The sequence below is a fragment of the Methylobacterium sp. AC315 genome, assembly GCF_979253755.1.
This window is the reverse complement of record NZ_CEEDEA010000005.1, coordinates 169,311-188,027: the sequence shown is the minus strand read 5'-3', so window position 1 is coordinate 188,027 and position 18,717 is coordinate 169,311. Positions and strand designations below refer to the sequence as shown.

General features: G+C 68.7%; 19 protein-coding genes and 1 pseudogene. 5 read left to right on the top strand and 15 right to left on the bottom strand.

What is annotated here, in order from left to right:
- Positions 1-166 precede the first annotated feature (166 nt).
- Positions 167-1,603, bottom strand: coding sequence for a YncE family protein (locus AC0IY0_RS11085; protein ID WP_055958914.1), 1,437 nt, complete (start codon positions 1,601-1,603; stop codon positions 167-169).
- Complete coding sequence (copM, locus tag AC0IY0_RS11080) at positions 1,600-2,055, bottom strand: CopM family metallochaperone (protein WP_055958917.1); 456 nt, start codon at positions 2,053-2,055, stop codon at positions 1,600-1,602. Before copM ends, AC0IY0_RS11085 begins: the two co-directional genes overlap by 4 nt.
- A gap of 182 nt (positions 2,056-2,237) precedes the next feature.
- On the opposite strand from copM, the gene AC0IY0_RS11075 reads away from it, so the two are divergent.
- The 5 genes from AC0IY0_RS11075 to AC0IY0_RS11055 are packed head-to-tail and all read left to right on the top strand — an operon-like array spanning position 2,238 to position 5,205.
- Positions 2,238-2,621, top strand: coding sequence for a COG4315 family predicted lipoprotein (locus AC0IY0_RS11075; protein WP_055958920.1), 384 nt, complete (start codon positions 2,238-2,240; stop codon positions 2,619-2,621).
- A 13-nt stretch (positions 2,622-2,634) separates the two neighbouring features.
- On the top strand, positions 2,635-3,144 hold the full coding sequence (locus AC0IY0_RS11070) for an RNA polymerase sigma factor (protein ID WP_055958922.1): 510 nt from the start codon (positions 2,635-2,637) through the stop codon (positions 3,142-3,144).
- Positions 3,141-3,950, top strand: coding sequence for an anti-sigma factor family protein (locus AC0IY0_RS11065; RefSeq protein WP_055958925.1), 810 nt, complete (start codon positions 3,141-3,143; stop codon positions 3,948-3,950). The genes AC0IY0_RS11070 and AC0IY0_RS11065 overlap by 4 nt, the downstream gene beginning before the upstream one ends.
- Positions 3,947-4,837, top strand: a complete 891-nt coding sequence (locus AC0IY0_RS11060; RefSeq protein WP_055958927.1) for a LysR family transcriptional regulator — start codon at positions 3,947-3,949, stop codon at positions 4,835-4,837. The genes AC0IY0_RS11065 and AC0IY0_RS11060 overlap by 4 nt, the downstream gene beginning before the upstream one ends.
- A complete protein-coding gene (locus AC0IY0_RS11055) occupies positions 4,834-5,205 on the top strand; it encodes a YidH family protein (RefSeq protein WP_055958930.1) in 372 nt (123 codons plus the stop codon). Before AC0IY0_RS11060 ends, AC0IY0_RS11055 begins: the two co-directional genes overlap by 4 nt.
- Before the next feature lie 3 nt (positions 5,206-5,208).
- Here AC0IY0_RS11055 and AC0IY0_RS11050 read toward each other — a convergent pair whose 3' ends face one another.
- From AC0IY0_RS11050 to AC0IY0_RS10990, 13 genes and pseudogenes are all read right to left on the bottom strand, one after another.
- On the bottom strand, positions 5,209-6,294 hold the full coding sequence (locus AC0IY0_RS11050) for a molybdopterin-dependent oxidoreductase (protein ID WP_056096995.1): 1,086 nt from the start codon (positions 6,292-6,294) through the stop codon (positions 5,209-5,211).
- Between the two features lie 78 nt (positions 6,295-6,372).
- Entirely contained in the window at positions 6,373-7,356 is a 984-nt protein-coding gene (locus AC0IY0_RS11045; protein ID WP_055958936.1) for a beta-propeller fold lactonase family protein, read from the bottom strand.
- 185 nt (positions 7,357-7,541) lie between these two features.
- Complete coding sequence (locus tag AC0IY0_RS11040; protein ID WP_055958939.1) at positions 7,542-7,880, bottom strand: c-type cytochrome; 339 nt, start codon at positions 7,878-7,880, stop codon at positions 7,542-7,544.
- Positions 7,881-7,891: 11 nt separating this feature from the next.
- On the bottom strand, positions 7,892-9,115 hold the full coding sequence (locus AC0IY0_RS11035) for a molybdopterin-dependent oxidoreductase (protein ID WP_055958942.1): 1,224 nt from the start codon (positions 9,113-9,115) through the stop codon (positions 7,892-7,894).
- Positions 9,116-9,359: 244 nt separating this feature from the next.
- A complete protein-coding gene (locus AC0IY0_RS11030; RefSeq protein ID WP_055958946.1) occupies positions 9,360-10,421 on the bottom strand; it encodes a YeiH family protein in 1,062 nt (353 codons plus the stop codon).
- A 182-nt stretch (positions 10,422-10,603) separates the two neighbouring features.
- On the bottom strand, positions 10,604-11,242 hold the full coding sequence (locus tag AC0IY0_RS11025; protein ID WP_055958948.1) for a 2,3-bisphosphoglycerate-dependent phosphoglycerate mutase: 639 nt from the start codon (positions 11,240-11,242) through the stop codon (positions 10,604-10,606).
- 284 nt (positions 11,243-11,526) lie between these two features.
- Positions 11,527-14,685, bottom strand: coding sequence for an efflux RND transporter permease subunit (locus tag AC0IY0_RS11020; RefSeq protein ID WP_056096999.1), 3,159 nt, complete (start codon positions 14,683-14,685; stop codon positions 11,527-11,529).
- Positions 14,682-16,187, bottom strand: a complete 1,506-nt coding sequence (locus tag AC0IY0_RS11015; protein WP_056097001.1) for an efflux RND transporter periplasmic adaptor subunit — start codon at positions 16,185-16,187, stop codon at positions 14,682-14,684. The genes AC0IY0_RS11020 and AC0IY0_RS11015 overlap by 4 nt, the downstream gene beginning before the upstream one ends.
- Positions 16,184-16,579, bottom strand: a complete 396-nt coding sequence (locus AC0IY0_RS11010; RefSeq protein ID WP_056097005.1) for a FixH family protein — start codon at positions 16,577-16,579, stop codon at positions 16,184-16,186. Before AC0IY0_RS11010 ends, AC0IY0_RS11015 begins: the two co-directional genes overlap by 4 nt.
- Positions 16,580-16,661: 82 nt before the next feature.
- Complete coding sequence (locus AC0IY0_RS11005; protein ID WP_056097130.1) at positions 16,662-17,057, bottom strand: hypothetical protein; 396 nt, start codon at positions 17,055-17,057, stop codon at positions 16,662-16,664.
- A gap of 53 nt (positions 17,058-17,110) precedes the next feature.
- A pseudogene (locus tag AC0IY0_RS11000) lies at positions 17,111-17,335 on the bottom strand (MFS transporter); the annotation flags it as partial.
- A gap of 10 nt (positions 17,336-17,345) precedes the next feature.
- Positions 17,346-18,326: an arsenic resistance protein gene (locus AC0IY0_RS10995; protein WP_056097008.1), complete on the bottom strand. Its 981-nt coding sequence runs from the start codon at positions 18,324-18,326 to the stop codon at positions 17,346-17,348.
- Positions 18,323-18,709: an ArsR/SmtB family transcription factor gene (locus AC0IY0_RS10990; protein WP_056097011.1), complete on the bottom strand. Its 387-nt coding sequence runs from the start codon at positions 18,707-18,709 to the stop codon at positions 18,323-18,325. The genes AC0IY0_RS10995 and AC0IY0_RS10990 overlap by 4 nt, the downstream gene beginning before the upstream one ends.
- Between the last annotated feature and the right edge of the window lie 8 nt (positions 18,710-18,717).

Genomic DNA, 18,717 nt, shown 5'->3' with positions numbered 1-18,717 from the left:
GGGAGCGGACCTTGGCTTTTCGCGCTGGAGCGGACGTGCCGTATCCGACCCAACTAGGTCATAGGAGCAATCTAACGGCGGCCTCGAAAGCAGACGTTGCAGTCGGACGCGCGCTGCGAACGCATGCTCTCGGATTCCCGCTTCCCGCGCTCGTGAGGCCGCCCGTTCAATCCACAGTCTGCATCTGGACGACGCCGCCGAGTTCACCGGGCTTGCCCGAGACCACCACGAGGTAGCGCCGGCTCGCGCCGGCATCCGTGCGGGTGATCTGGCGGATCGGGCCGATGGCGTTGACGATGGCCGCGCCGGCCGGGTTGGTCATGAAGGCGGCGAGCGGCTCCAGGCCGGCGGCCCCCTTCGGATCGGCGGCGAGCGCCAGGACGAACGGCGTCTTCGGCGCCAGTCCCGTGACCGCGGCCTGCAGGGTCTGCAGCACGCCCTGGTCGAACAGGGTCACCTGCGTCGCCGGCTTGCCATCGGTGCCTGCGAGCGTCAGCGCGCTGGTCTTGCCGGCTGCGCCCAGCGGCTGGAGGTTCTGCTTTCCGTCCCCCTCCGGCACGGCGTTCGGGACGTAGGCCACGCCCTGCGGCCCCTGGCCGATCGGAACCTCGGCGATCACGGTGTTCGATGCGGTGTCGATCACCGCCGCCTTGTCGGCGTTCTCTAGGCCGACATAGACGCGGCTGCCGTCGCCCGAGGGCCAGAGCCCGTGCGGCAGGGCGCCGGTCGGGATGGTGGCGACCTGGGTGAAGTCGTCGGTGCGGAACACCTTGACCTGGTTCAGGCCGCCGATCGTCACGTAGGCGAACTGGCCGGCCTTGGTCGAGACGATGTTGACGTGGTTGGTGATCGGCCCGGTCTCGATGGTCTTCAGCGGCGCGAAGGGCGGCGTCGCAGAGAACACCTGGGTCCGGCCGACATCCTTGAGGGTCAACCACACCTGCTTGCCGTCCGGTGTCGCGGCGATGTCGGGGCAGAACGGGCTCTCCTGCTTCACGCGCCCGACGATGGTGTGGGTCTTCGTGTCGATCACCACCGTCTCGGGGCTGAAGCTGGAGCAGACATAGCCGTAGGCGCCGTCCGGCGAGAAGATCGTCATGCCGGGCCCGTTCGGCACGGTGATCCGGCGCGTCTCCTTGGCGGTCGCGGCATCGAGTACGGCGATGTAGTCCTCGCCGCGCACGCTCACCCAGGCCTCCCGGCCGTCCGGCGTGAAGAAGGCCTCGTGCGGCGCGCGGCCGACATAGGCCGTGTGGCGGACCGTGTTGGTCGCCGTGTCGATGAAGCTCACGGAGTTCGAACCGATCGAGACCGCGAGCAGCGTCCTGTGGTCGGGCGAGAAGCCCATGCCGTGGACGAGGAGCTGGCCGCGATAGAGCGGGCTCAGGTTCATCGGCGTCGGGTCGCCGAGCCGGATCACGCCGAGCAGGACGTTGGCGGCGGGATCGACCACCGAGACCGTGTTGGAGAACTGGTCCGAGGTGTAGAACCGGTCCCTGCCGCTGACCGGCACGTCCGGTGCGGAGGCTGCGCCCGGGGCCTGCCCGGCGAGAGCCGAGCCGGAGAGCAGCGCGAGCGCGAGGAGGGTGAGGGCGGTCTTCATCGGCAGATCTCCGAAGGCATCTCGGCGGCAGGGGCCGTGCCATGGTGGTGAAGGTGGGCGGCTGCGGCGGACGAATCCGGCGCGGGAGGGAGATCGGCGAGCGCCCGGCGCATCACCGCGATCTCCTGGCCCTGTTCGACGATGATCCCCTGCGCGAGGCGGCGCAGGACCGGATCCTTGCCGTAGAGCAGCTCCGCCTGGGCCATCGCGATCGCGCCCTCGTGGTGCGGGATCATCATCGCGGCGAAGTCGCGGTCCGGATCGCCCGAGGGCGGGACCATCATGTCGGCATGCATCCGCGTCATCGACTGCGCCATCACCGCGTCGAAGGACGCGGAGACGACGGCCGGCGGCTCGGCAGCGGCCAGCGTCGGGGGCATCATCATCCGGCCGCCGACGAGGCCGCCGGCCATCACGGCGGCCGTGAGCGCAAATCCCAATGCTCCGCGCATGAGCCGTCCTCCCTGTTCGTTGTCGAGGGGAGAGATGCCGGGGAAACGGTTTTATTCCCTGGCCGGGGACGAATTCGCGGCCCTGCCGATGTGATCGATCTTTTCCAAATGTCAGTGGAATAGACGCGCCCGTTCGGCATCTCTCCCAATGCGGTCATGGTCGACCGCCGGAGACCTCACTCATGCGCACCATGCTGATCCGCGCCGCCTTTGCGGCCTTCGCCTTCTCCGCCGTCGCCGCCCAGGCCGCTGCGCCTGCGATGACGGCCGAGACTGCCAAGGGGCCGGCGCTCGTCGATGCCAAGAGCATGACCCTCTACACCTTCGACAAGGACATGGGCGGCAAGTCGATGTGCAACGGCCCCTGCGCCGCCAACTGGCCCGCCCTGATGGCGGCGCCCGGCTCGGCTGCTAGTGGCGACTGGACGATGGTGACGCGGGACGACGGCACGATGCAGTGGGCCTATAAGGGCAAGCCGCTCTACACCTTCGCCAAGGATACGAAGCCCGGCGACATCACCGGCGACGGATTCCTCAACGGTGCATGGCACATCGCCAAGCCCTGATCGGTAAAGCCTCGTGGACGAGATCGCTGCCCTCATCGAACCGCAGATCCCAGCGTTGCGGCGCTACGCCGTCGCGCTGTTACGGGACCGCGAAGCGGCGGACGACCTCGTCCAGGACACTTTGGAGCGGGCGTTGTCCGGCTGGTCCGGACGCCGCCGCGACGGCGACCTGCGGGCCTGGCTGTTCACGATCGAGCGCAACCTGTTCCTCGGCACTGTTCGACGCCGGGGCCGGCGCGGCGTCGATCTCGGCGCGGAGGCTTTGGAGCAGGTGCCTGATCCGGGTGCCGACCCCGAGACCGCTATGGGAGCCCGTGACGTGCTCACCGGGCTCGATGCGCTGCCCGAGGAGCAGCGCTCGGTGCTGCTGCTCGTCGCGGTTGAGGATCTGTCTTATGCGGAAGCGGCCCAGGTGCTCGGAGTACCGCTCGGCACGGTGATGTCGCGGTTAAGCCGAGCCCGGGAGCGGATGCGAAGTTTTCTGGAAACCGGCCGAACCGGCTTGTTGAGGAGGGTAAAATGAGCGGGGATCCGCGCCCGGTCGGCGAGGACGACCTGCACGGCCTGATCGACGGTCGTCTGGAACCGGAGCGGCAGGCGCTGGTCGAGGCATGGCTCAGGGGAAATCCCGCGCGGGCGGCCGAGGTCTCGGCGGATCGCGCCTTGCGCGAGCGCTTGCGTGCCCGCCTCGCGCCGATCGCCGAGGAGGCGATCCCGGCGCGGCTCAGGGTCGCCAATATCCGCTCGCGACATCGCCCGATAACCGGGCGCTGGCTTCCGGTCGCGGCTGCGGCCGTGCTCTGCCTCGCGGTCGGCGGTGCCGCCGGCTGGTTCGGCCATGCCGTGCGGCAGGTACCCACGGTCACGCTCGCGCGAACCGAGCCGGCGACCGACGACGCAGTGGCGGCCTTCCGCACCTACGTGGTCGAGGCGGTGCATCCGGTGGAGGTGCGCGCCGACGAGAAGCCGCACCTCGTGACGTGGCTCTCGAAGCGCCTCGGCCGGGCGGTGACCACCCCCGACCTCACGGCCTACGGCTTCCGCCTGATGGGCGGCCGGCTGCTGCCGGCGGGTTCCGAATCCGCCGCGATGCTGATGTACGATGACGATCACGGCACCCGGCTGACGCTCTACAGCCGCGTGGGCGATGCGGATGGCCGCACGGTGTTCCGCTTCGCCCGCGAGGGCGATGTCGCTGCCTTCTCCTGGGTCGATGGCGGCATGTCCTACGTCGTGACGGGTCGCACCGACGAGGCGCGGCTGTTGACCGTCGCGCAGGCGGTTGACGCGCAGGTCCGTGGATTGCCGGTTCCGCCGCGGCAACCATGACCCTCGACCAACTCCGCATCTTCGTGGCCGTGGCGGAGCGGCAGCACGTGACCCGGGCTGCAGAGGCGCTGAACCTCGTCCAGTCGGCAGTCAGCACGGCGATCGCCAACATCGAGGGGCGGCACGCCACCAAGCTGTTTCACCGGGTCGGCCGCGGGATCGAGCTGACCGAGGCGGGACGCGTGTTCCTCGTCGAGGCCCGCGCCGTACTCGCCCGGGCCGAGGCCGCCGAACTGGTGCTCGCCGACCTCAGTGGCATGCGACGCGGGACGCTGGCCCTCTATGCCAGCCAGACCATCGCCAGCGACTGGCTGCCGCGCCACCTCGTCGCCTTCCGCCGGGCCTACCCTGAGATCGCCATCCGGTTGGCGGTGGGCAACACCACCGACGCCGCCGACGCGGTGCGCGCGGGGCAGGCCGAACTCGGCTTTGTCGAGGGGGCGCTGGACGACCCGACGCTCGCGAGCACGACCATCGCGCAGGACCAACTGGTCCTCGTGGTCGCCCCTGGCCATGCCTTCGCCGAGGCGACCCACCTCGAACCCGAAAACCTCGCCGGGGTCGATTGGGTGCTGCGCGAGGCGGGATCGGGAACCCGCTCGGCCTTCGAGGCGGCCCTGGGTGCGGCCGGCCTCGCAGCCGCCCAGCTTCGGGTCACGCTCGAACTGCCCTCTAACGAGGCGGTCCGCGCCGCCGTCGAGGCCGGGGGCGGGGCCGCCGTCCTGTCCGAGACCGTGGTCGCCGCCGCGCTTCGGGCCGGGACCCTGGTCCGGGCGGCGTTCGACTTACCGAGCCGGCCGTTCCGGGTGCTGCGCCACAAGGAGCGCTACCGCAGCCGGGCCGCCGACGCGCTTCTCGACCTGATCGCGACAGCGAATGCCGGATGAGCGAGCTCGCGAAACCCGTGCCCCCCGACGATCCCCGGGTGAGACTCGCCGAGGATCGGACGGTTCTAGCGGCCGAACGCACCTTCGTGGCGTGGCTTCGCACCGGGCTCGCGTTCCTAGGCGTCGGCCTCGCCGCGCAGCGCTTCCTGCGGGAGGTGCTCGCGGTCTGGCCGCTGAAGGTATTGTCGCTGACGCTGATCGGCTGCGCGCTCGCCTCATTCGCCGGCGCCGTGTGGCGGGACCGGGCGATCCGGGCACGGCTCGCCCATTCCGAGATCCCGATGATGCCGCGCCTCCTCACCGTCGGGATTGCGGCCCTGCTCATCGCGATCTCCGGCCTCGCGGCCACCGCCCTGCTCTGGGCGTGAGGGTCAGGCCACCGTCACTCGCACCCGGTGCCAGGCGGCGCTGAGGTAACCCTTGTAGTTCCAGGTGTCGTCGGGGGCGGCCGGCTGGGTCTGGCCGGCGGAATCCCAGGCCCGCACCGCGAGCTCGTGCTCGCCCGCGGTCAGTTCGCGCTCGATCTCCCAGAACGTCCAGGCGTAGGGCGCGTCGGCATCGCGCTCGATCCGGGCTTGCGCCCAGCTGCGGCCGCCATCCGTCGAGACGTCGACGCGGGCGACCGCGCGGTCGCTGGCGATGGCGTAGCCGCGGATCGCGTGCCGGCCGGCCTTCAACGCAGCGCCGCGGGCGGGCTCGCAGATCGCGCTGTTCAACGGCATCGCCTCGATGGTGATGCCGTGGGCCGGGTCGGCGGTCTCGGCCGTCACGTCGGGCGGAAACAGCTTGTAGTCGTCGGCCTGCATCGGGTTGTCGGAGGGCCGGTCCTGCACCGTGATCCGGGCGAGCCATTTCGGGCTGCGGATGCCGGCAAAGCCCGGCACCACCACGCGTAACGGATGGCCGTGCTCGGGGGCGAGAGGCTCGCCGTTCATCGCGAAGGCAAGCAGCGTCTCGGGCGCCAGCGCCTTGGCGAGCGGGATCGAGGCGCCGAAGCGCGTGTCCGTGTCCGCGATCCGGTCGTGGCTCTCGAAGGCGACGTGGCGCTCATCATCCGCTTTGATGCCGGCCGCGCGCAGCACGTCGGCGAGCCGCACGCCGGTCCATTCCGCATTACCGATGGCGCCGGGCGCCCACGGGTCGCCGGAGACCGGGGCCACCGCCAGCATGTCGGCCCGGCGGTTGCCGGCGCATTGCATCACCGCCGTCACGGTGACGGGCGCGAAGCGTTCTTTGAGATCGGCGAGGGAGAGGTCGAGGGGCGTCGCGACCATCCCGTCGACGGTCAGGCGGTAGCCGTCGGCGTCGAGGTCCGGGATGTCGCCGTGGCTGCGGACGTAGAAGTCGGCTTGATCAGTCAGGAAGGCGGCCCGCAGGCGATCGAGCGGCGGCTCGGCGTTGTAGGGCGTCTTTCCGTGGACGATGAGGCGGTCCTTGCGCTGGAACAGGCCGAGCATGGGGTCTTTGTCCTGCGTTCGCGACGTGTCGAGATCGAGAACGCGCCGGGCGCCGAAAGGCACCCGGCGCGCGACGCTTCACGGCTTCATCGTCGAAACCACCGCGTTCTTCGCGCGGTCGACCACGGCCACGCTGAGGTCGCGGTTGAGGACGTACGCGTGGGCGTTGTCACTGGAGAATGCGATCGCCTGGCGCGGCTCGTTCAGCCCGGTCACCGTGGCGACGACCTTGAGCGTGTCGGTGTCGATCACCGAGAGCGAGTTGTCCTTGAGGTTGCCCGAATAGACGAAGCGCCCGTCCGGGGTCAGCGCGGCACCGTAGGGGTCCTTGCCCACCGCGACTTCTGACGTGACCTTGCGGGCGGCGACATCGACCACACTGACGGTGTTGCGGCCGCTGTTGGCGGCAAACAGCGTCTTGCCGTCCTTGGTGATCGAGATGGCGCGCAGCTTGTCGAACCCGGCGATCTCGCTGGTGATCTTGTTGGTGGCGGTGTCGACCAACGTGATCTTGTCGCCGAGGAAGTTCGTCACGAACACGGTCTTGCCGTCCGGCGACAGCTTCACGCCTTGGCGCGGCTGCGCAAAGCCGGGGATCACGGCGACTGCGAGCATGGTCTTGGTGTCGAACACGGTCAGCGTGCTCGCGGCCTCGTTGTTGACGTAGAGCTTTGTCCCGTCGGCCGAGAGCACCGTGCCGAACGCACCGGGGCCCGCGGCAAGAACGCCGGCTTCTTTGCCGGTGCCGGTCTCGTAGACCGTGATCCGGCCCGTGCCGCTGTCGGAGACGTAGAAGCGGGCGCCGTCCGGCGCGAACACGATGTTGCGCGGCGTGACGAAGCCGTCGAGGCGGCGGAGCACCGTGCCCTTGGCGACGTCGTAGACGATGACGGCGCTCTCCTCGCTGTTCGACACCGCGGCGACCGTGCCGGCGGCGTTCAGGGCGAGCGCGTTGTTCTTGATTGCGCCGTCGAAGCCGGCGGCGAATCCAGGTTGGTTCTGGGTGAGGAGCAAGGCAGCTCCGGCGAGGAGGGCGCGGAGGCTGGTACGGACGTGGGTCATGAAGCGTGTCTCTCGGGCATGCGCCCTCGTTCGACGGCCTGGGGCCGGCCGTGCGGGCGAGTTCGAAATCGGATTGCGTCGTGCGGGACCGGTCAGGCCGTGCATCGCCTTAGGGAGATGCCAGCGAGGGCGGTCTATTCCCCGAGGCCGGCGAAAAAAGCACGGCGGCCTCGGGATTCGAGGGTTCAGGGCGTGGGCTTCAACGCCGTGAGGTAATCGACGATGGTCTGCACATCGGCCTGATCGACCGGCGCTTTGTAGACGTGGACCATCTTGTTCACGGTCTCGGTCCACTGCGCCTTCGTGAGCTTGGGCTGGGTCAGCACCATCCCGGCCGAGTGGCAGGCGAGGCAATTGTTATTGACCGCCTCGGCTCCCGGCCCGTCCGGAAAGATCCGGTCGGACGTCGGAAATTCGATCGATTGCGAACTGAAGCGCATCGGCTCGGGAGCAGGCGCCGCGAGCGCCACCAGGGGAGACAGGATGAGCGCGGCGATGAGGGCCGCAGGGCGAATTGTGTTCATGGCTGTTCTCCTCAAGCGGCCTGGAAGGACACGGTCTCGATGCCGTTCTGCATGAAGCCGTTGGCGTTCCAGACCCGGTCCATGCCTTGCGCGACGCCCTTGGTATTGGTGCAGCGGACCCTGACCGTGTGGGTCCCGGCGGCCAGCGCCGGCAGGCTGCCGTCGAAGCGGCGGAAGCTGTAGGGGCCCTCGTCGGCACCGAGTTGCGCCGGGAACCACGTCGCCCCGCCGTCGCCGGAGAACTCGACCGCCTTCACCCCACAATCGCCGCCGAACGCGATGCCGCGGATGGCCACCGGCGTTCCGGCCGCCACCTTGGCGCCGTCGGTCAGGTTGGTGACGAACGAGCGCGGCACCATCCTGTTAATCGGCACTGTCTTGAACCCTGTCTGCCCGGGCTTGATGTTAGCACCCGGCACGTCGGGAATACGGTAGGCGGTCTTCATCCAATATTGTTCGTCGGGCTTGTCCAGCACCTCGATGTCGGACAGCATCTTGACCCAGTAGGTTGAGTACCAGCCCGGCACCACGAGCCGGAGCGGGAAACCGTTGAGCAGCGGGAGCTGCTCGCCGTTCATCGCGTAGGCGATCATCACCTCACCATTGTTGGCGTGGTCGAGATCGAGGGACTTCTTGAAGTCCGGCGCGTCGTCGACCACGGGCTCGTCGAGGCCGTTGAAGCGCACCTGCACGGCACCGGCCTTCACCCCGGCCTTTTCGAGCACGTCCTTGAGGCGCACCCCGGTCCAGCGGGCGTTGCCCATTGAGCCGTTGGCCCATTGCGCGCCGGGCACCCGCGGCTCGAACAGCCCGCGTGAATTGCCCGAGCACTGGTTGACCGCGGCGATCTCGAAGCGCGGCAGGCCGGCGATGGCATCGAGGGAGAGCGAGAGTTCCTTCTCCACATGGCCGTGGACCTTGAGCCGGAAGGTGCCGGCATCGACCTCGGTCGGGATCGAGGCCCAGTGCCAGCGCACGTAGAAGCGGTCGTTGGGGGTGAACACGCCCGCGTCGAACACCGAGAACGGCGTCTCCAGCAGCGGCGGATGGGTGCGCTGGAGGATCATCTCGCCCTTGCCCGGAAAGGCGGTGGTCAGCGCCCGCTCGTCCGGGCCGCCGGGCAGCGGCAGCTTCACCGAGCCCGCGGCCCAGGCCGGCAACGCGGCGCCGAGGCTGCCGAGCCCGAGTCCACCCAGGACGAGGCGGCGGTTCGTCGGTCTGTCCAATCCGTGCATGGTCTCTCCCCTTGAAGAATGTCGGCGTCGATGCGTTCGAGCGCATCGGGCCTCGTGGCGATTCCTCGCGACAAGGGAGATGCTACGGAAAGCGATTTATTCCCTCCAACGGTCTTTCGCGATGCGAACGATCTCCCGGTGCGATGATTCGAGAATTTTCAATCTCCCGCTTAATCCGGATTTCTTCGGGGCATCGCGCCGGATGAAAACCTGGATCGGTGGTGGAGCCGGATCCACACCCGGATCAGACAAGGCCCAGCACGTGGATCAGGCCGAGGCTGACGGCGCCGAGCGCGAGGAGCGAGGCGACTACCGCCAGCGTCACCCGCGCCCCGGCCTTGGCGACGCTGCGCACGTCGACCCCGAGGCCGAGCGCCGCCATCGAGACCACGGTCAGCACGTTGGCGGTCTCCGACATCGGCGCGAGCGCGACCTGCGGGATCAGCCCGGCCGAGCGAAGTCCCGCGAGCGCGAGGAATGCGAGGATGAACCACGGCACCAGGCGGTGGATCGCGAGGCTGGCGCGGGCCGGGCGGTCGCCGGCTGTGACGCCGGGGGCGGCCTCGTCGGTCTTCTCGCCCAGCCGGCTCGCGCCGAGCGAGAGCACCAGGACGACCGGGCCGAGCATCAGCACCCGGACGAGCTTCACCAGGGTTCCGACCTGGACGCTGAGTGCCGCGACCGGCGCGGTGGCGGCGAGAACCTGCGGAACAGCGTAGACGGTGAGGCCGGCGAGCACCCCGTACTGCATCGGCGAGAGACCGAGCAGGGGCACCAGTAGCGGCAGCCCGAGCACCACCAGCACGCCTAGAACCGCGGTGAAGGCGATGGAGGCGGCGACGTCCTCGCCGTCGGCACCAATCACCGGCGCCGTGGCGGCGATGGCCGAGTTGCCGCAGATCGAGTTACCGCAGGCGACGAGGATCGCCATGCGCGGGTGCAGCCCGAGCGCCCGACCGATGCCGTAACTCGACAGGATCGCCACCGTGACGACGCCCGCGATGCCGAAGAGCAGACCCGGACCGGCCGCCAAGATCGTCGCGAGGCTGAGCGAGGCCCCGAGAAGAACAACCGCGATCTCCAGTACGGTCTTGGCCCCGAAGGCGATGCCGGGAAAGAAACGTTGCGACGGGGTCCAGGCCGTGCGGATCGCGCTGCCGAGCAGGATCGCCAGCACCAGGGCTTCGAGCCAGGCGCGACCGAACAGATGCGCCTCGACGGCCTCGAAGCCGACCGCTGCGGCGGTGACCGCCACGCAGAGGCCCAGTCCCGGAAGGATGGCTTTCGTGCCGGCCAAGGCGCCCATCGATCGAGGGTGGGAGAAAAGTCTGGGCATGGACATGGATGGCTCCGATGTGATGCCAGAGAATCCCATGTCCCTTTCATTCACTCCAACGGAATGATCAGATGTTTCCCATCAACGGAATAGATGAAAAGGGGCCCCTTCGCGGCTTGCGGAGATCCATTCTGGGGGGCCGACAAGCGCATTCACCCGTCAATCCAGCGTGCCTTGATCGTCGTGTCCGCGGCAAACTCATAGATCCTGACGGAGCCCGTCGCGAGTTCGAGGTGCTCGACCTCCGCCGGGTTGAGGTCTTCGAGCGCCATCACAAGCGCCCGCAGGCAATTACCGTGGGCGACGACCAGCACGTCCCCGCCCATGACCGCCGGTAGGATGGATCGGAGGTAGCAGGGCACGATGCGCGCGACAGTGTCGCGCAGGCTCTCACCATTCGGCGGCGCATCAGCGTAGGAGCGGCGCCAGGTCTCAATCCGCACCGCCCCCCAGCGCGCATCGGCGGTGGTCTTGTCGAGCCCGCTGAGGTCGCCGTAGTCTCGCTCGTCGAGCGCGGCGAAGCGTTGGGGGATTAATCCGGGTTGCCCGAGCGCATCGAGGATAAGCCGGCCGCTCACGACGGCCCGCGTCAGCGTCGAGGTGAAGGCAACAGAAAAGCGCCAGCGGCGCTCGGCCAAACGCCGGCCGGCTGCCTCGGCTTCCATCCGGCCCTGCTCGGTCAAGGGCGAGTCCAGCAATCCCGTGAACAGGCCGGATCGGTTGGCTACGCTCTGGCCATGCCGGACCAGCACGAGACGTCGCGTGACCGGGGCTTTGCAATCGTGAATCACGCTGTCTCCCGAGGCAGAGCACTTTCGCGCCGGTGGCATCGCCTCTGATGAATTCGGCATCCGGCTTTAACAAAATTCGACCCTGAGATGAGTTGGACCGACCGTCCGGAGACGGTGATTCATCCTTGGTCCGCTTTAGAACGTCTTGCGACTGAAAGCAGCCAAGCTGCTTGCCACCCAACCCGGTCGTTGGCCTCTGCCTCGACAGCCTGGGAGCGGACCTTCGGAGTGTCGGCAAGGGGCCGGGAGTCGGCCCAGGGCATGGTTTCAATCCGTCAGATTGTTCATAACGTTACAAGTCGGGCCTCGGGGTCGATGGTATTCGGTTCGGACCGCGGCAGCCCCCACCCTTTCACGAAGCCGTAGACCGCCGGGATCACCAGGAGGGTCAGCAGGGTCGAGGAGACCATGCCGCCGATCATCGGCACGGCGATCCGTTGCATGACCTCGGAGCCCGAGCCGGTGCTCCACAGGATCGGCAGGAGCCCGGCCATGATCGCCACCACCGTCATCATCTTCGGGCGCACCCGCTCGACCGCGCCGACCATGATCGCCCGCCGCAGGTCGGCCCTGGTGAACGTCAGCCCGGCCCTATCGCGCTCGGCCCGGATCTCGGCCAGCGCGTGGTCGAGGTAAACCAGCATGATCACCCCGGTCTCGGCGGCCACGCCTGCCAGCGCGATGAAGCCCACCGCCACGGCCACCGACAGATTGAAGCCCATCCACCACATCAGCCAGACCCCGCCGACGAGGGCGAAGGGCAACGACAGCATGACGATGAGCGTCTCGGTCAGCCTACGGAAGTTCAGGTAGAGCAGCAGGAACACGATCAGCAGCGTCAGGGGCACCACGATCTTGAGCCGGGCGGTCGCCCGGTCGAGGTACTCCACCTGCCCGCTCCACTGCACGAGGGTACCCTGGGGAAGCCTGACCTCGTTGGTCACCGCCGCTCTAGCCTCAGCAACGTAGCCCCCGAGGTCGCGACCGGCGACGTCGACGTAAATGAAGACCGCGAGTTGCCCGTTCTCCGTCCGGATCTGCGTCGGGCCGCGGTTCAACTGCACCTTGGCGACCTCGCCGAGCGGCACGGTCCCCCCGCCCGGGATCGGCACCTGGACCTCGGAGGCGATGGATCGCGGGTCGGACCGAAAGGCCCGGGGGTAGCGCACGTTGACGGTGTAGCGCTCCCTGCCCTCGACGGTGTTGGTGACGCTCTCGCCGCCGAGCGCCATCCCGATCACGTCCTGCACGTCCCCGACCGTCAGCCCGTACCGGCCAAGCGCCTCGCGGTTGGGGGTGATGTCGAGGAAGTAGCCGCCCTGGACGCGCTCGGCGTAGGCGCTCGACGTGCCCGGCACCACCTTCACCACCGCCTCGACCTGGCGGGCGACCTTTTCCATCTCGGTCAGGTCCGTCCCGAGCACCTTGATCCCGACCGGCGTGCGGATGCCGGTGGAGAGCATGTCGATGCGGGCGCGGATCGGCTGGGTCCAGGCGTTCGAGACCCCGGGGAACTGGAGCGCGGCGTCCATCTCGGCCTTCAGGCTCGCCGTCGTGACCCCGGGACGCCAATCCACCTTCGGCTTCAGGTTGACGATGGTCTCGAACATCTCGCTCGGCGCCGGATCGGTCGCGGTGTTGGCCCGTCCGGCCTTGCCGTAGACCGAGGCGACCTCGGGGAACGACTTGATGATCCTGTCCTGGGTCGCCAGCAGGTCGCCGGCCTTGGTCACCGAAATGCCCGGCAGGGTGGTGGGCATGTACATCAAAGTCCCCTCGTCGAGGTCGGGCATGAACTCCGAGCCGAGCCGGCTCGCCGGCCACGCCGTCACCGCCAGGACGACCAAGGCCAGCAGGATCGTCAGCACACGCGCCCGCAGGACGCCGGCGATGAGAGGGCGGTAGATCCAGATCAGGAGCCTGTTCACCGGGTTGCGGTGCTCGGGGATGATCCGGCCGCGGACGAACAGGACCATCAGCGCCGGGACGAGTGTCAGGGACAGGACTGCCGCCGCGGCCATCGCGAAGGTCTTGGTGAAGGCCAGCGGACCGAACAGGCGGCCCTCCTGGCTCTCCAGCGTGAAGATCGGCAGGAAGCTCACCGTGATGATGAGGAGCGAGAAGAACAGCGACGGCCCAACCTCGCTTGCGGCCTCGATTAGGATCTCGACCCGGCGCTTGCCGGGGTCCGCCCGCTCCAGGTGCTTGTGGGCGTTCTCGATCATCACGATGGCGGCGTCGATCATGGCGCCCACCGCGATGGCGATGCCGCCCAGGCTCATGATGTTGGCCCCGAGCCCGAGGGCCTTCATGCCCGCGAACGCCATCAGGATGCCGACCGGCAGCATCAGGATCGCGACCAGCGCGCTGCGGACGTGAAGCAGGAACACGACGCAGACGAGGGCGACGATGACGCTTTCCTCGATCAGCGTGCCCTTGAGGGTCTCGATGGCCGCCTCGATGAGGTGCGAGCGGTCGTAGACCGGCAGGATCTCCGTGCCCTTGGGCAGGCTGGCGGCGACATCGGAAAGCCGGGCCTTCACGTTCTCGATGACGTTCAGGGCGTTGGCACCGAACCGTTGCAGGACGATCCCGCCGGCGACCTCGCCGTCGCCGTTCATCTCGGTGATGCCGCGGCGCTCGTCGGGACCGAGCTCTACCCGAGCCACGTCCTTCACCCGCAGGGGTGTGCCCGCCTCCGTCCTCAGGACGATGCTCTCGATGTCGGCGACGCTCTTGAGGTAGCCGCGGCCACGGACGACGAACTCGAACTCGGAGAGCTCGACGGTACGGCCGCCGGCGTCGGCGTTGCTCGCCCGGATGGCCTCCCGGAGCTTGGACAGGGTGATGCCCTGCGCCCGCAACCGGTTGGGATCGACGACCACGTTGTACTGCTTCACGAAGCCGCCGACGCCCGCGACCTCGGCCACGCCCTCGGCACGCGACGCCCCGAAGCGGACGACCCAGTCCTGAAGCGAGCGGAGCTCGGCCAGCGTGCGTTCCTTGGCGACCACCACGTACTGGTAGACCCAGCCGACCCCGGTCGCGTCGGGTCCCAGGTTCGGGGTCACGCCGGCCGGCAGGCGCCTGGCCACGGTGTTCAGGTATTCGAGCACCCGGCTCCGGGCCCAGTACGGGTCGGTGCCGTCCTCGAAGATGACGTAGACGAACGAGACCCCGAAGAACGAGAAGCCGCGCACGACCTTCGACCGGGGCACCGTCAGCATCGCGGTGGTCAGCGGGTAGGTGACCTGGTCCTCGATGACCTGGGGCGCCTGCCCGGGGTACTCGGTGTAGACGATGGTCTGGACGTCCGAGAGGTCCGGGATCGCGTCGAGCGGCAGGGTCCTCAGGGCGTAGAGCCCGGCTCCCACCGCGAAGACGGTCCCGATCAGCACCAGCACTAGATTCTTCGCCGACCAGGCGATGAGGCGGGCGATCATGGCGCCTTCCCCTCGACGGCGGCCTGCGGGCCGGGATCGGGCTTCGGCTCGGAAAGACCTTGGAGGGCCGCCTTCAGGTTGCTCTCGGCGTCGATGAGGAAGTTGGCCGAGGTCACCACGCGGTCCCCGGCGACGATGCCGTCGCGGATCTCGACGTAGCCGTCGCCGCGGGTGCCGAGCCTGACCGGCCGCGGTTCGAAGCGACCCTCGCCCCTGTCGAGCAGGACGACTTGCCTGATGCCGGTGTCGATGACCGCGTCGTCGGGCACCGCCACCACCGGCCTGTCGCTGCCGGTGGCGATCGTCACGTCGGCGAACATACCCGGGCGCAGGTCGCCGTTCGGGTTCGGCAACTCGATCCGCAGGCGGGCGGTCCGGGTCGCCATGGCGAGGTGCGGGTAGATCCGGGTCACCGCGCCGGTGAAGACGCGGTCCGGGAACGTCCGGGCGCGCACGGTCGCCGTCTGGCCCTCCGCCACGGCCGCCAAGTCGCGTTCGGTCACGTCGGCCAGGACCCAGACCCTGGAATGGTCGACGAGCTTGAAGAGGGTGTCGCCGGACTTGGCGCGCATGCCGTCGGAGACGTTGCGCTCGACCACGACCCCGTCGCGGGGCGCCGACCACGTGATGGTGGAAGGCACCTTCCGGGATCGCTCGATCTCGTCGATGACCTCGGGCGGGATGCCGAGGTTCTCCAGGCGCCGGCGGGCGCCCTCGTAGCCGATGCCGGTAAGGTACTGCGCGGCGGCCGCGTTCATCTCCGGCGAGAACAGGCGGAGGAGTGGCTGGCCCTTATGCACGTGGTCGCCGGTGGTGACGGGCTCGACCTTCTCGATGAAGGCGTCGGTACGCATCGCGATGACCGAGATCCGGCGCTCGTCCTCCTCGATGGCGCCGGGCGCGCGCACCGGCATCGACAGGACCCGTCGCTCGACGATTGCCGTCCGGACCCCGGTGCGTTGGAGCTTGCCGGGCGAGATCCTCACGGTGCCGTCGTCGGTGTCCTCGCCCCAGTAGACGGGAAGGTAGTCCATCCCCATCGAATCTTTCTTCGGAATCGGCGAGGTGTCCGGCAAACCCATCGGGTTGCGGTAGAAGCGCACCTTTCGGGCACCTGTCGCCGGCATCGTGGTCTGACCCATGGCCATGTCGCCGTGCCCGGGGTCGGGCATCGCCTTGGGCTCGTCGGGTTCGTCGAAGCGCACGTCCTCGCTTGCGTGGACGGCGCGATAGTCTCGACCGTCCGCTGTGCGCTTGGGCTCGGCGGAGTAGTCCGGCTTCCCGTCCGGGTCCCGGTAGTAGACCACGGGACCGGTCGCCTTGGTCGGGACCCGAGCGGGCACAGCGGACCTTGTCTCGGCACCCGGCAGCCAGTGGACGAACCCGGTCCGCGCCTGCTGGACGAGCGCCGGCACGGGGCTGCCCTCATGCCCCGCGCCATACCCCAAAACCCCCGCCGCGAGCGCGGCGAGGGTCCCGGCCAGCCATGCTCTCCGGCTCACTTGGTGGCCTTGAACACCAGCTTGTTCTCGACGGTGCCGGTCTCGCCTTGGACCTTGGCCCCGAGCGAGAGGCGCCAGCTGCCAGCCATCGTCAGCTTCACCTTGAACCGGTAGAGACCCGGCTCCGGCGACGGCAGCTGCTCGATCTTGGAGGTCATCTCCTCCATGCTGTCAGGCGCCATGTCGATGCGCTTGGCGAAGATGACGGCGTTCGGCACAGGCTTGGACGTGCGCTTGTCAACGAGGCGGACGTCGAGGATGGCCTCGCCCTGCTTGGCCTCGTCCTTCACCAGTTGGAACTCGTAGTCCTTGGTGTCGGCCCGGGCCGCGGCGGTCAGGGCGAGGCCGAGCAGCGCAGCCGTGAGCGCGCGCGAAAACGATGTGTTGGACACGGTCGATGATCTCCTGAAAACGATGGGACCCGGGCCTTCAGGCGCGCGGGATCTGCCGGCGCAGGCGCCGGCGGCATCGGGTTCAGGCTCGGGGAGGCTCGGTGGGCGGCCCTTGCGACAGGCTGTCGAAGGAGGCGGTGACGCCCCAGGTCGGCCCCTCGACGCCGCCGACGCGGCCCGGAAGTCCGACGGCGACCGGCAGCCCGGTGGCGACCTTCGCCAGGCAAAGCGCCATCAGGGGGCAGCCCTTGGAGCAGTCGGGCATATCCGGCCGCTCCTTGGGACAGCACGGCATCTCGTCCATGGCCATCCCGGCCATGTCGGCCATGGCTTCGTCGGGCATCGCCATGGCGTGCCCCTGAACGGCCGTCGGCGCGCGCATGCCTGCGGCGGCCGCGGATGCGGTCACCGGCGCAAGGGCGAGGCCGATCACCGCCAGGAGCGGGAGCAGCCTGCGAAGGGCGAGCCAAAAGGTCACGAACGGACGATGCCACATCGCGTGTCGGCGCGGAAGGGATAGGCACTACCTGACGAAAGCCCCACCCGCGGAGATAGCAAACCCGCGACGAGGAAGCCGAGGGACAGGCCCCCGATGACCCATCTCAGAGGCCACCCCGTATACTCCGATATCAGGTTGGCGAGCACACACAGCAGGTAGAACGAGGCCCCCCCGGTCAGGATTTGGATCGAGCCAAGGGCCGAGATCACCACGAGACGGTGGCGATGCGGGATCACGGGTACGCTCTGCCGTCTCATCGGGGGCGACTTAGACGGCCGGGACCGGCGACGCCGCCGTTGGGCCGAGCCTGGGCACGAGGCGGACGTAAACGAGTTCGCTCAGGAGCTCGATCAGCGTCTGTGTGACGATGACGGCGGGCAGGAGCGGGACGGCGCCTGGAACGGCGAAGGCCAGCGGCAGGACCACCATAGAGTTTCGGGTGGCGGCGCTGAAGGCCAGCGTGCGGACGGTGGGGGCATCCAGGCGGAACGCGCGCCCGACCGCCCAACCCAGCAGCGGGGCAGCCACGGCGAAGGCGACGTAGACGGGGACCACCCGCAGGGCGTCGTCTAGGGCCGGCCCGAGTTGGGGCAGGACGGACGCGATCACCACGAACAGGACGAGGGCCGTCGACGGCACCGGCAGAAGTCCGAGCCCGGTGGCGATCCGGTGGCCGGCGCGGCTGTGTCCGGCCCAGATCTGCACGGCCGCAGCAAGTCCGAGGGGAACCGCGATGAGCCAGACGAAGGCGTGCACGAACGGACCGACCTGGACGAACCTGGCGGCGTCCTCGCCGAGGAAGACGTTGAGGTAGACCGGCAGCAGCAGCATCTGCGCGATCAGCAGCGCCGGGGTGGAGGCCAGCAGCACCTTGGCGTCCGCGCGGCCGAGGTGGGCGAAGGTGACGACGTAGTCGATGCACGGCGTGAGCAGGACCATGAGCACGCCCAGCCGCAGCATCGGATTGGCGGGCAGGAACTGGATCAGGCAGGCCACCAGGATCGGCAGCGCGACGAAGTTCGTGGCGAGGAGCGCCGCCAGGAAACGGACCCGCGTAAAGGCTTTCCCCAACTCGGGCAGGGGTACCTGGAGGAAGGTGACGAACAGCATCAACGCCAGGGCCGGGTTGATCCCGACGTCCAGGGCCGTGGTTCCGGGGACCATCAGCGCAACGACGACGGCCAGGCCGATGGCGGCGAAGTAGATCGGGATCTGCCGGCCTTCGAGGATGTCGCGCAAGGTGGTCATGCTTCCTCGCAGGCGATCTTGGGGGCTTGCTCGACCCGCTGGGGCCGGCCCGTGCATTTGGCGAACAGGTCGATGGCGCGGTCGCAGACCTCGCAGTGACCCTCGCAGCAATCGCGCATGAGGAAGGCGACGAGGTCGGACAGGGCCGGGAAGATCGCACTGTAGATGATCGAGCGACCTTCGCGGCGGCTCTCGACGAGGCCGGCGTTCTCCAGGTGGCTAAGGTGGAACGAGATGCGCGGCGCCGAGGCACCTGCGATGGCCTCGGTGATGGCACCAGCCGCCATGCCCTTCGCCCCGGCCGTGACCAGCAGGCGGATGATGCGCAGGCGGGTCTCCTGCGCGATGGCCGCGAAGCCGTCGAGCGCTTGTTTCTCTTGCACGACACTTA

Coding starts and splice junctions, on each gene's coding strand:
- AC0IY0_RS11085 (WP_055958914.1), bottom strand. CDS start 1,603: ATGAAGACCGCCCTCACCCTCCTCGCGCTCGCGCTGCTCTCCGGCTCG.
- copM (WP_055958917.1), bottom strand. CDS start 2,055: ATGCGCGGAGCATTGGGATTTGCGCTCACGGCCGCCGTGATGGCCGGC.
- AC0IY0_RS11075 (WP_055958920.1), top strand. CDS start 2,238: ATGCGCACCATGCTGATCCGCGCCGCCTTTGCGGCCTTCGCCTTCTCC.
- AC0IY0_RS11065 (WP_055958925.1), top strand. CDS start 3,141: ATGAGCGGGGATCCGCGCCCGGTCGGCGAGGACGACCTGCACGGCCTG.
- AC0IY0_RS11060 (WP_055958927.1), top strand. CDS start 3,947: ATGACCCTCGACCAACTCCGCATCTTCGTGGCCGTGGCGGAGCGGCAG.
- AC0IY0_RS11055 (WP_055958930.1), top strand. CDS start 4,834: ATGAGCGAGCTCGCGAAACCCGTGCCCCCCGACGATCCCCGGGTGAGA.
- AC0IY0_RS11050 (WP_056096995.1), bottom strand. CDS start 6,294: ATGCTCGGCCTGTTCCAGCGCAAGGACCGCCTCATCGTCCACGGAAAG.
- AC0IY0_RS11045 (WP_055958936.1), bottom strand. CDS start 7,356: ATGACCCACGTCCGTACCAGCCTCCGCGCCCTCCTCGCCGGAGCTGCC.
- AC0IY0_RS11040 (WP_055958939.1), bottom strand. CDS start 7,880: ATGAACACAATTCGCCCTGCGGCCCTCATCGCCGCGCTCATCCTGTCT.
- AC0IY0_RS11035 (WP_055958942.1), bottom strand. CDS start 9,115: ATGCACGGATTGGACAGACCGACGAACCGCCGCCTCGTCCTGGGTGGA.
- AC0IY0_RS11030 (WP_055958946.1), bottom strand. CDS start 10,421: ATGGGCGCCTTGGCCGGCACGAAAGCCATCCTTCCGGGACTGGGCCTC.
- AC0IY0_RS11020 (WP_056096999.1), bottom strand. CDS start 14,685: ATGATCGCCCGCCTCATCGCCTGGTCGGCGAAGAATCTAGTGCTGGTG.
- AC0IY0_RS10995 (WP_056097008.1), bottom strand. CDS start 18,326: ATGACCACCTTGCGCGACATCCTCGAAGGCCGGCAGATCCCGATCTAC.